General features: G+C 51.6%; 12 protein-coding genes and 1 pseudogene. 8 read left to right on the plus strand and 5 right to left on the minus strand.

All coding sequences use genetic code 11. The annotated features are described in order from the left end of the window. Window positions 1–21: 21 nt before the first annotated feature. The gene (gene anmK / locus EAH77_RS08935; RefSeq protein WP_140471810.1) at window positions 22–1,131 is read right to left on the minus strand and encodes an anhydro-N-acetylmuramic acid kinase; all 1,110 of its coding nucleotides are present in this window, start codon (window positions 1,129–1,131) and stop codon (window positions 22–24) included. A 438-nt stretch (window positions 1,132–1,569) separates the two neighbouring features. Between anmK and EAH77_RS08940 the strand changes: the two genes are divergently transcribed. Then, window positions 1,570–2,040: a glycine zipper 2TM domain-containing protein gene (locus EAH77_RS08940; protein ID WP_140471812.1), complete on the plus strand. Its 471-nt coding sequence runs from the start codon at window positions 1,570–1,572 to the stop codon at window positions 2,038–2,040. Window positions 2,041–2,232: 192 nt separating this feature from the next. Here EAH77_RS08940 and slyA read toward each other — a convergent pair whose 3' ends face one another. Continuing rightward, entirely contained in the window at window positions 2,233–2,667 is a 435-nt protein-coding gene (slyA, locus tag EAH77_RS08945) for a transcriptional regulator SlyA (RefSeq protein ID WP_140471814.1), read from the minus strand. 194 nt (window positions 2,668–2,861) lie between these two features. Between slyA and EAH77_RS08950 the strand changes: the two genes are divergently transcribed. The 3 genes from EAH77_RS08950 to EAH77_RS08960 are packed head-to-tail and all read left to right on the plus strand — an operon-like array spanning window position 2,862 to window position 6,002. Beyond that, window positions 2,862–3,086 (plus strand): DUF1656 domain-containing protein, encoded by a 225-nt coding sequence (locus EAH77_RS08950; protein ID WP_140471816.1) that lies wholly within the window; start codon window positions 2,862–2,864, stop codon window positions 3,084–3,086. 4 nt (window positions 3,087–3,090) lie between these two features. Continuing rightward, window positions 3,091–3,948: an efflux RND transporter periplasmic adaptor subunit gene (locus tag EAH77_RS08955; RefSeq protein WP_140471818.1), complete on the plus strand. Its 858-nt coding sequence runs from the start codon at window positions 3,091–3,093 to the stop codon at window positions 3,946–3,948. A gap of 11 nt (window positions 3,949–3,959) precedes the next feature. Next, window positions 3,960–6,002, plus strand: a complete 2,043-nt coding sequence (locus EAH77_RS08960; RefSeq protein ID WP_140471820.1) for an FUSC family protein — start codon at window positions 3,960–3,962, stop codon at window positions 6,000–6,002. A 109-nt stretch (window positions 6,003–6,111) separates the two neighbouring features. Here the strand turns inward: EAH77_RS08960 and EAH77_RS08965 are convergent, their stop codons facing one another. Together EAH77_RS08965 and EAH77_RS08970 are read right to left on the minus strand one after the other, a co-directional pair. Next, window positions 6,112–7,008: an aldo/keto reductase gene (locus EAH77_RS08965; protein WP_140471822.1), complete on the minus strand. Its 897-nt coding sequence runs from the start codon at window positions 7,006–7,008 to the stop codon at window positions 6,112–6,114. A gap of 107 nt (window positions 7,009–7,115) precedes the next feature. After that, the gene (locus EAH77_RS08970; protein ID WP_140471824.1) at window positions 7,116–7,355 is read right to left on the minus strand and encodes a DUF1289 domain-containing protein; all 240 of its coding nucleotides are present in this window, start codon (window positions 7,353–7,355) and stop codon (window positions 7,116–7,118) included. 177 nt (window positions 7,356–7,532) lie between these two features. On the opposite strand from EAH77_RS08970, the gene EAH77_RS08975 reads away from it, so the two are divergent. The 4 genes and pseudogenes from EAH77_RS08975 to rnt all read left to right on the plus strand — a co-directional run bounded on the left by EAH77_RS08975 (window position 7,533) and on the right by rnt (window position 10,737). Continuing rightward, window positions 7,533–8,144 carry a TetR/AcrR family transcriptional regulator gene (locus EAH77_RS08975; protein ID WP_140471826.1) on the plus strand — a complete coding sequence of 204 codons (612 nt, stop codon included), beginning with the start codon at window positions 7,533–7,535 and terminating at the stop codon, window positions 8,142–8,144. A 150-nt stretch (window positions 8,145–8,294) separates the two neighbouring features. Further along, window positions 8,295–9,386: an alkene reductase gene (locus EAH77_RS08980; RefSeq protein ID WP_140471828.1), complete on the plus strand. Its 1,092-nt coding sequence runs from the start codon at window positions 8,295–8,297 to the stop codon at window positions 9,384–9,386. Window positions 9,387–9,529: 143 nt separating this feature from the next. Continuing rightward, a complete protein-coding gene (gene gloA, locus EAH77_RS08985; RefSeq protein WP_140471830.1) occupies window positions 9,530–9,937 on the plus strand; it encodes a lactoylglutathione lyase in 408 nt (135 codons plus the stop codon). 90 nt (window positions 9,938–10,027) lie between these two features. Then, window positions 10,028–10,737, plus strand: a pseudogene (rnt, locus tag EAH77_RS08990) (ribonuclease T). 123 nt (window positions 10,738–10,860) lie between these two features. On the opposite strand, the gene EAH77_RS08995 reads toward rnt, so the two are convergent. Beyond that, window positions 10,861–11,214, minus strand: a complete 354-nt coding sequence (locus EAH77_RS08995) for a Grx4 family monothiol glutaredoxin (RefSeq protein WP_140471834.1) — start codon at window positions 11,212–11,214, stop codon at window positions 10,861–10,863. Window positions 11,215–11,591 lie beyond the last annotated feature (377 nt).

Below are 11,591 nucleotides of genomic sequence, written 5' to 3' on the forward strand. Positions count from 1 at the left end.
ATTGGGATTAAGCCGAGAGTATCATCGGCTGCTGGGATAAATCGCGCCTAGCACCGTTTCACGGCTGGCACCGGTGACAGACGGCAGGTTGCCGGATTTCCCTGACAAGGTGCGAAATGCCAGCCAGGCAAACGCCAATGCTTCCATGTCATCCCCACTGATACCAAAGGTGTCAGTAGTGGAAACTTCCGTACCCGGTAACATCGCCGAGAGCCGCGCCATGACCAGCGGATTGCGGGCACCGCCGCCGCAAACCATCAGGCGGTCACTGCCACCCGCCAGCTGTACCTGTTCGGCGATGCTCACTGCGGTCAGTTCGGCCAGCGTAGCCTGAACATCTTCCGGTGCCAGTGCGTGCACCCGGGTCAGTTGTTTTTCCAGCCACGCAATATTGAAGTATTCTCGCCCCGTACTTTTCGGTGCTGGCTCGGCAAAATAGGGGTCAGAAAGCATCTGCTGAAGCAGCGTCAGATTAACCCGCCCCTCACTCGCCCACGCGGCATTTTTATCGTAAGACAATGCGCGGTGACGCCAGATCCAGGCGTCCATCAACATATTGCCTGGGCCGGTGTCATAACCACGGATGGGCTGGCCCGGCAGTAACAGAGATAAGTTGGCGATCCCACCGATGTTGAGGATCATTCTGCGCTCGGAGGGATCAGCCAGCAGTGCCTGATGAAATGCGGGGACGAGCGGTGCGCCCTGCCCACCGTAAGCCATATCTCGACGGCGAAAATCCCCCACAGTGGTGATACCCGTGATCGCTGCAATTCGGTTGTTATCGCCCAGTTGCATGGAGAAGGTCGCGTCGCCTTTCGGCTGATGCCAGACGGTCTGCCCGTGACAACCAATGGCGGTCACTTCGTCCGAGCTGATCCCAGCGTTGTCCAGTAACGCCACCACCGCCTCGCCAAATAAAATTCCCAGACGGGTATCAAGTTCACCCACCTGCGCCAGCGTGACCTGTTGCCCCTGACACATCCCCAGAATGGCATTTTTTAACTCGATGGGTATCGGATGTGAATAGCTGGCCTGCTGGGCAACCATGCGTTCGTCAATGGCAGCCAGCACGACGTCAACCCCGTCGAGGCTTGTTCCTGACATCACACCGATATAGCGTCCTGACTTCATAGATGACATCCTTAAACTCTCCACAAAAAACGGGCAATAGTGCTATAGGGTCAAATAAAGCAGAATTCATCTGGTAGTGCTACGAGTAACGCTGTTTTTATTGAGCTATGTGATTGGTACGTTTGTTTTTTGTTACTTCAATGCTGCTTTCACCCCATCAATGTTTAAAAATTAGCTACCCTTAACGGTAGAAATTCTGTGCGGGTGATGTCACACAAAGCTGTCTAAAACATAAACCACCGTTTACTATTAGTTGAAGAGACTTCATGTACTCTCTGCGTCATGAGAAAATGAGCTTTGCAAATGGCATAGTGCGTCAGAGTTTTAAGTTACTCGACACCCTCGACAGGATGTTGAATCGTGGAACGTTAGACCTACGCGGCTGCCGCTTTATGCGACATCAGGCTGTAGCAGCGTGAATTTAAACAGGAGCAATTTATGATCAAGCGTTTTCTGGCCGTCGCCCTTGCGGGTGTTACTCTTGCTGGTTGTGTGAATGACAACACAGCATCAGGCGATGTCTATTCCGCTTCTCAGGCCAAGCAGATCCAGCAGGTCTCCTATGGCACCATACTTTCTACCCGTGCGGTGCAGATTCAGGGCGGCGATGAAAGCAACATTATCGGTGCACTGGGCGGTGCGGTACTGGGTGGCTTCCTCGGTAACACCGTGGGCGCAGGCACCGGTCGCAGCCTGGCAACGGCCGGCGGCGCCGTACTGGGTGGCGTAGCCGGTCAGGGCGTGCAGAGCACACTGAACCGTTCTAATGCCGTCGAGTTGCAAATTCGTCGCGACGATGGCACCACCGTTCAGGTTGTGCAGAAAACGGGGACAACTAAATTCAGCGTTGGCCAGCGTGTCAGCATGGCGACCAGCGGCAGCACCGTTACGGTGTCCCCAAGCGCCTGATTCTGATCATCAGTATCCAGCCAATGCAAAAAGCCGGGAGCGAAAGCTTCCGGCTTTTTATCATTTCAATGATCGTCAAAGCATCATGAAATGTTAGCACGATTAAGAACACTGCGTGCTGCGTGGTATATGAATCAAAGTATCAAAAAAGAGCTGAAATGCCGGGCAGACCACAGCGTGCATCACCGATTTTTATGATTTGCTTTGCAAGCCAGCGATATTTTTTTCCAATCTTGCCAGCATGCCGGATAATTGCTCAATATCTGAGTGAGACATACCGGTCAGGATCTCTTTACGCGTTGAATCAATCACTGACTCCATCGCATGAATAATCGGGGCCGCCTCCTCGGTAAGTTTGATGCGTTTCGCACGGCGATCGCTTGCACAGGTCTGGCGGGTAATGAGCTTTTTCTCTTCGAGCTGATCTAAGGTTCTGACCAAAGAAGGTTGCTCAATACCGATAGCCTTAGCCAATTGAATTTGTGACTGTTCCGGCGGTAACATATTGATATTGTGTAAAGTTACCCAATGCGTTTGCGTCAATTCGAGCGGTTTTAAGCGTTCGTCGATCAGCGCGCGCCAGGCACGAACTAATCGTGCTAAATCTGATCCCAGGTTCGATTCCAATTATCCCCTCCTTATAATTAGCATGCTAAGATAACTCCCCAGAGTTTAGCCTAGTTTTCGGAATTTTAATCGTGTAATTGCATTTCTATATATACTGGATCTTATCACCGTCAGTCGGGACCGGCCTGTGCCTCCCTGCATTGACCTCGTTTATAACACAATCACCCGCAGAGATTAATATTGTGGATGCGCAAATGTTACATTCAGGCTCCCCGCTGACGGATTTAGTGCTGGGTGCCTCGCTTTATTTCCCACCGATTTTCAAAGCGGTTCTGCTTGGGTTGCTTTTTTGGGTTCTGATACATCACCTTTTACGCGAGTGGATTTATTCCGGTGAGGTGTGGCATCCGACATTGATGGATTTATCTATTTTCGTCATCTCTATTTGCGGTGCCCTGCTACTTTTGGTCAATGAGTAAGAACATGAAATTTAAAACGCTGAAATATTTCTCAACGGTGTTAGTTTTTGCTGTCGCATTATGTGCTGGCTGGTGGATGTGGAATTATTATATGCAGTCGCCATGGACCCGCGACGGTAAGGTTCGCGCTGAAATAGTCGACATTACCCCGGAAGTATCAGGCCGAATTATTGATATCAATGTTCACGATAATCAGTTCGTGAAAAGCGGCACGCTGCTGTTCGTTCTTGATTCGGTGCCTTACCAGATAGCCCTGGATAATGCCCAGGCCGCCCTTGCCAAAGCAGCGGCTGATCTGGATAAAGCCAATCACGAAGCGCAGCGTCGCCGTGGTCTGGCGGCCAATATTATCTCTGCAGAATCACTGGATGAATCCAATATCTCGGCCAAGGCTATGAAAGCACAATATCAGGCCGCCCAGGCTTCGCTGGAGCAGGCGCAGTGGAATCTGAGCAAGACCAAAATAAACGCCCCCACCGACGGCTATATTACTAATCTGCAAACCCGTAAGGGCAACTACGCCACAGCCGGTACGCCGATTGTCGGACTGGTGGATACACATTCGTTTTATGTATTGGGTTATTTTGAAGAGACCAAATTACGCCATATTAAAGAGGGCAGTCAGGCCGATATTACGTTGTACAACGGTAATATTCCGTTGCAGGGCCAGGTCGAAAGTATCGGTCGTGCAATATATGACCAAAGCGTGGATGCTTCCGACGATTTATTAATGAATGTCAAACCCAACGTCCCCTGGGTCAGGCTTGCCCAGCGCGTACCGGTCAGAATTAAGCTGGTCAATGTTCCTGATGGTGTGGTGCTGGTCGCAGGCACTACCGCCACGATTGCTGTGCATTACTGAAGGCCGACGCCGTGAATCACTCCTGGCTTGAATGGAAAAACACCCCGTGGGGAAAAGCCACCGGCGGGCAGTGGCGTTACGCATTACGCAACTCGATTGCCATGTGTCTGTCGCTCTATATTGCCTTTGTCTTGCAGCTCGATGACCCCTACTGGGCGCTGACGTCAGCTGCGGTGGTGAGTTTTCCGACTGTGGGCGGTGTGATAAGTAAAAGTATCGGCCGGGTGATCGGCAGTTTGATTGGTGCGCTGGCCTCGGTGCTGATTGCGGGTCATTGCCTGAATGATCCGTGGCTGTTCACCTTTTCCATCGCCGCGTGGCTGGGGCTTTGCACTTACGTTTCCAACCACTATCAGAACAACGTTTCCTATGCCTTCGCATTAGCAGGTTATACCGCTGCGATCATCGCCTTTTCGACCGTAAACGTCACCGATACCGGCAAGATTTTTGATATCGCCCAGGCACGCGTTTGTGAGGTGATCACCGGAATTCTGTGCGGGGGCTTTATGATGATGGTCTTGCCCAGCACCTCCGACGGCGATGCGCTGCTCACTTCGCTGCGCAAAATGCATGTACAGTTACTGGACCACGCCAGACTCTTATGGCGGCCGGATATCACCGAGCAGATCCGCACCTCACACGAAGGGGTGATCGGCCAGATCCTCACCATGAATCTGCTGCGCATTCAGGCCGTGTGGAGCCACTACCGCCTGCGCAGGCAAAATAACCTGCTGAACTATTTACTCCATCAACAATTGCGCATGACCAGCTACATTTCCAGTCTACGACGCATGCTGCTGAACTGGCCGCACCCGCCCGAACACCTTTACGAGGTACTGGATTTATTACTGGATGAACTTAAAAACCCAGAAAGCAATAAATATGAAATTGCTAAAATTCTCAGTCAGATCAAACCGCATGACACCTCGGACTTCCGATTTCAGGCATTCTGGAAACGATTACGGGATTTTTGCTGGTTGTATCTGCGCAACGAGCGCTGGCTGCAACGCGTCGAAAATACTAACGCGGCGCAGGTTGAGTTTCTGCAGCCTCCGCGCGTCAATCGCCTTACTGAACACACAGATACCTACGAAGCGGCCTATAACGGCATTCGTACCTTTTTATGTATCGTCGTCGCCTGTTGGTTCTGGATGAGTACCCAGTGGAGTTCGGGGACATCCGCCGTGGCGCTGACTGCGGTCAGTTGTGTGCTCTACTCCTCAACGGCGTCGCCTATCAACAGCATTACCTTGTTGGTTAAATCCCTGCTATTGCTGTTTGTTGGCTGCTTTATTCTCAAGTTCGGCCTGATGATTCAGTTGAATGATTTCTGGGTGTTTTGCGTTTTTTTGCTGCCCATTCTGGTCACCATGCAGATGATGAAACTCCAGTACAAACGCTTCGCCGGTTTGTGGGGGCAACTCATTGTGTTTAGCGGCTCTTTTCTGGCTATCACCAACCCACCGAGCTATGACTACGGCGCATTTATCAATGACGGGATCGGCCGGGTTGTTGGCGTGATGCTGGCAGGGGTAGCCTTTCAGGTGTTACGACCAAGTTCCGACAAACGAAAAAGCAGGCGGATTATCCGCGCACTGCGCCGTGATTTTATCGACCAACTTAGCCGCAAACCGCAACTCAGCCATCTTCAATTCGAGTCACTCATCTATCACAGAATTAATCAGCTCAATCAAAGTAAGGACCAGGTCTCCCGCACCTGGCTGCTACGCTGGGGGGTGGTGTTGCTCAATTGCAGCCATATTGTCTGGCAATTACGCGAGTGGGAGACCCGTTCAGATCCGCTCAGTGCCGTACGCGATGTCTGTATTCACTGCCTGAAAGGCATTATGACGGAGCGCGGTGTCAGCCACGCGGTGCTGGACTCAAGTCTGATTGAGTTAATGCGGATTAGTAATTCGCTGGCGCATCATCATGATGAGTCTGGCCGTGATCTGGCCGGTGTGATCTGGCGTTTGTACTGTTCGTTGTCGCAGTTGAAGCAGGCAATTTCTATTGAAGAAATCGCCACAGGCAGCCCGGCGGAGCCTGCCTGATTAAAAAAGAGTGAGGGACTATCAGCCCAACGTCATTGGCGTGCAGTGAAACTGCCAACGCTGCTGCACCAAAAGTAGGCGTCTCTGGGCGAGGTCAAGGACGCAGAATTTATGGCACGTCGTAACCCAGGGCCGCCTTACGAATACGGAACCACTGCTGACGAGTCAGCTCCAGCGACAGTGATTTCCACGCTGATTTCACGCGTTCAATCTTGCCGGAACCTATGATCGGCAGTGGCTGCGACGGCAGTCGCATTACCCACGCGTACACCACCTGCTCAATACTTTCTGCACCTATTTCTTCTGCCACTTTTTGCAACTCGTCACGCAGTGGCTGAAATTTGGCATCGCTAAACAGACTACCGCCGCCGAGGCATGACCAGGCCATCGGCTTGATTCGCAACTGCTGGCAGAGATCCAGTGACCCATCGAGGATGGCGGGTTGGTGCACTGGGGAGATTTCCAGCTGATTCGTCACCAGAGTAAACGGCAGGCGCGACTGTAACAGGCTGAACTGTGCTGGTGTGAAATTGGAGACGCCAAAATGCTTCACTTTGCCGCTTTTGTGCAACGAGGTGAACGCCTCAGCCACATCGTCGGCGTCCATCAGCGGGTCCGGGCGATGAATTAACAGCAGATCCAGGCGGTCAGTATGCAAATTACTCAGCGATTTTTCAGCCCGTGCAATGATGTACTGGCTATCAGTAATGTAATGGCCAATTTTGTTGTCAGGATTGGCGGTCGTCGCAATCCCGCATTTACTCACTAGCTGCATCTTTTCACGCAGGGCAGGCTTCAGGCGCATGGCCTCACCGAATGCCGCTTCACAGGCATAGCCGCCGTAAATATCCGCGTGGTCGGCAGTGGTGATGCCCAGTTCAACGTGTTGCTCGATAAAACCCAGCAACTGCTGCGGTGTCATGTTCCATTCCATCAGGCGCCAATAGCCGCAAATCATGCGTGAAAATTCGGGGCCTTGCGCGGACAGTGGGGTACGGGGATCCATGTTAATACCTCGATTTCGTCATTATAAGAGGGGGTAAACCGCAGATAGCATACAGAAGTCAGGCACTTTCTGTATTGATCTCCGCGCGTTGCAGGAGCGTTTGTGGGTTAAAAAAGAGAGGGTTGTTCAGGCAGAGGATCATCAGGTTTTTTGGCTGCGCGTTGCAGTCGCAGCAAACGCTGATGGCACAAACGCAGAACCTGGCGCTTTTCAGGATCAGTCATTGTTATCCAACCAAAGCGCTCTTCGCGGCTACGCAGGCAACCACGGCAAAAGCCGCGACTATCTGCCTGACAGATACCGCGACACGGGCTGGGAATGTCAAAAAACTCGAGCTGTTGAGCCACGACCACTCCGCATCAATTAACGAATACTTATTGAAGACGCTTTGGCGCCGTCGTGCAAGTCTGTTTTCATATTGTGCAACATTTCGTTCTATTCATCACAACAAACACCGTGCCATAAAATGCGATTTTCACATTGCGCTCTTGACCTAGACTGATCGGTCTATTATTCTCAGTCCCATGAACAAACAAGGTCACCCACATTGCGATACACGCGAACATCTGCTTGCCACCGGGGCAGAACTGAGCCTGCGCCTAGGTTTTACCGGCATGGGCCTGACAGAACTCCTGAAAACGGCAGAAGTGCCGAAGGGGTCGTTCTATCACCATTTCCGCTCGAAAGAAGCCTTCGGGGAAGCGATGATTCAGCGTTACTTCGACCACTATGATGCACATTTACAACAGATTTTTGGTCAGACTCAGGGCGACCAACGGCACCATATCCTGAGCTATTACGCTCAGAATATTGCTAATTTCTGTGGTAGTGAATGCCATAACGCTTGCCTGTCGGTCAAACTGTCTGCTGAGGTCAGTGACCTTTCTGAACCGATGCGACATGTGCTTGAGCAGGGTTCTACGCGGGTGATCATGCGCCTGCAGGATGCCATCGAGAAAGGTATCGCTGAAGGCTCGCTGACTGTCCCGGTCTCACCGGCCGTCGCAGCAGCGACCCTATATTCGCTGTGGTTGGGGGCTTCCCTGCTGGCGAAAATCAAACGTTCAGTGACGCCGCTGGCTGCTGCACTGGAAAGTGTTGAAATGTTGCTGCAACCGCCAGACAAGGCGCGCTGAAGAGCATTCAGAGCGTAGCGTATGAGTTAATCGCGCTCTACGTGGTAATCCAAAATTTGCTAATCCAAACCCTATCAGGACCGCGTTCGTTTGGTTAAAAATTTTCATCACAACCAGACCGACCAGTCTATTAACCAGGAGTTTTAGAAGATGACCAAGCTTTTCACCCCGATTGTTGTCGGTAATAAAACCTTACCGAATCGCGTATTTATGGCACCCCTTACCCGTCTGCGTAGCATCGAACCGGGTGATATTCCTACCCCTCTGATGGGCGAATACTATGCACAACGCCACAGTTCAGGTCTGATCATCACCGAAGCGACCCAGGTCTCTTTTCAGGCCAAAGGCTATGCCGGCGCACCGGGGTTACATACGCCTGAGCAAACGGCTGCATGGAAAAAAATCGTTGCAGGTGTCCATCAGAAAGAAGGTCACATCGCGGTACAGCTGTGGCATACCGGCCGTATTTCACACAACAGCGTGCAGCCGGGCAATCAGACGCCCGTCTCTTCGTCGGCCATCAATCCGAATACCCGTACCAGCCTGCGTGATGAGCAAGGAAACGCCGTACGCGTTGACTGCCCTACCCCACGCGCTCTGGAACTGAGTGAAATTCCGGGCATTATCAATGATTTTCGCCAGGCTGCGGTGAACTCCCGTGAAGCGAATTTCGACTATATCGAAATCCACGCAGCGCACGGCTATCTGCTGCACCAGTTTATGTCTCCGGCATCTAACGTGCGCACCGACGCCTACGGCGGCAGCATCGAAAACCGTACCCGTTTGACGCTGGAAGTGGTTGATGCGTCCATCGCTGAAATCGGCGCAGAGCGCGTGGGTATCCGTATCTCTCCGCTGGGCCCGTTCAACGGTCTGGACAACGGCGAAGATCAGGAGCAAGCCGCGCTGTATTTGCTCGATGAACTGAACAAACGCAAACTGGCTTACCTGCATATCTCCGAGCCAGACTGGGCCGGCGGCAAGCCTTATACAGACGCATTCCGCGCAGCCATTCGTGCCCACTATCAGGGGGTGATTGTCGGTGCGGGTGCCTATACCGCCGAGAAAGCCGAAGAGCTGCTCGCAAAAGGGTACATCGATGCCGTTGCCTTTGGCCGCAGCTATATCGCCAACCCGGACCTGGTAGAACGTCTGAAAAATCATGCTTCCCTGAACGAGCCAAAAGCTGACTTCTTCTATGGCGGCGGCGCACAAGGCTACACCGATTATCCAACGCTGTAAGATTGCCCTTATCGGGTAACAGGGTAGCTCTCCAACCCTGATAACGCGGCAGCCGTGCTCTCCGGCTGCCGCGTTTTTTTGCCAGTCCCGTGACAATCAGTTAGTCTGTTATTCATTACTTACCCCTGCAATCAGAGGACATTATGCGCTTACTTCATACCATGCTCCGCGTCGGCGACCTGCAACGCTCAATCAATTTCTACACTGATGTTCTCGGTATGCGTCTGCTGCGCACCAGCGAAAATACGGAATACAAGTACTCGCTGGCGTTCGTGGGTTATACCGATGAAAGCGAAGGTGCTGTGATCGAACTGACCTATAACTGGGACGTGAACAGTTACGATTTGGGCAATGCTTACGGCCATATCGCACTCGGTGTTGATAATGTCGCGCAAACCTGTGACGACATCCGTACAGCCGGTGGCAACGTCACCCGCGAAGCTGGCCCGGTTAAAGGGGGGTCGACTATCATCGCGTTTGTGGAAGATCCTGACGGTTATAAAATCGAACTGATTGAATCCAAACATGCGGGTCAGGGTTTGGGAAATTAATTTTCCCGTCAGTGATTTCTGACATTAAGGGCGCAAGGGCGCCCTTTTTTATTGCCCTTTCCTCTGCAACGGCACTAAAAGTTTGCCATAATGCGCGCTGAATTCGATGAGATAAGAAACTGATGGCCGAGAATAGTGACATTAACGCCCTGAGAGGCCGTTTTCGTGGTTTTTACCCTGTGGTTATCGATGTAGAAACCGCAGGATTTAATGCTAAGACTGACGCGCTGCTGGAAATTGCCGCCATCACTCTGAAAATGGATGAAGATGGCTGGCTGGAAACCGACGAAACGTTGCATTTCCACGTGGAGCCTTTCGAAGGCTCGATTCTGGTGCCGGAAGCCTTGGCGTTTACCGGTATAGACCCGACTAACCCACTGCGTGGCGCAGTGAGTGAGTACGACGCCCTGCACGCTATTTTCAAAGCCATCCGCAAAGGCATGAAAGAACAGAACTGCAACCGGGCGATCATCGTTGCTCACAATGCTAATTTCGATCACAGCTTTTTGATGGCGGCCGCAGAACGCGCCGGATTGAAACGCAACCCGTTCCACCCTTTTGCTACCTTTGATACGGCGGCACTGAGCGGACTGGTGCTCGGGCAGACGGTACTGGCAAAAGCTTGTATCAGCGCGGGCATGGCATTCGACAGCAGCCAGGCGCACTCTGCACTTTATGATACCGAGCAAACCGCGGAATTATTCTGTGAACTGGTGAACCGCTGGAAACGTCTTGGCGGCTGGCCACTGCCGTTAAACGCTGACGATGAAGCCAATCAGCAGACAGAGAGCGAAGAGTAACTGCCCGCCATCTTTCAGCGCTAAATACAAAAATCACTATAAAAAAAGAGCGGCTCGTTTGAGTCGCTCTTTTCATTTATCAACGGAGTGCAGCGGCTTAGGTAAAAGCCTACAACGCAGGGATTACTCTGGCTGCGGCTCTTCGGAAGATTTGTATTTCTCAGCGGTTTCTTTAATCAGCGTCTGCAACTCACCACGCTGGTACATCTCAATCACGATGTCACAACCGCCGACCAGCTCGCCATCAACCCATAATTGCGGGAAGGTTGGCCAGTTGGCGTACTTAGGCATTTCTGCGCGGATATCCGGGTTCTGCAAGATATCAACGTAGGCAAAACGCTCGCCACAGGCAGAGAGTGCCTGAACAGCCTGAGCGGAAAAACCGCAGCTTGGCAGTTTTGGAGAACCTTTCATATACAGAAGGATTGGGTTTTCGGAAACCTGCTTCTGAATTTTTTCAATTGTCGTTGTGGTCATTTCTTGCTTCCTCAAGCCAAATACTGGCTGTCACGGTCATCACTCATTATGCGCAGAGGGCTGTGTACAAATATGCCCCCTTTATCGCTTATCATCTATTGTAACGATGGCGGCCATCGGATAAAAACGCCATTTTTTGTGAGGTCTTTCAAAAACCCACATATCGTCTTCTGATCGGACAAATACTTTTTGCCAAAGTGTCTGGCGGCTCTCAATAATAAACATTCATTCAGAATAACATTTTTGACCGACGAGTTTAACTGCTGTGTAAAGACACCTTCTGGTCATCACGGGTTTTTAACCCTATGAAATGTGTCTATTTTTAGACCGAGATGTGCATACTTTTTCTTCGTTTAAAAAGCTATTAACTTTTTCTC

Source organism: Ewingella americana, assembly GCF_006438725.1.
Lineage (GTDB): Bacteria > Pseudomonadota > Gammaproteobacteria > Enterobacterales > Enterobacteriaceae > Ewingella > Ewingella americana_A.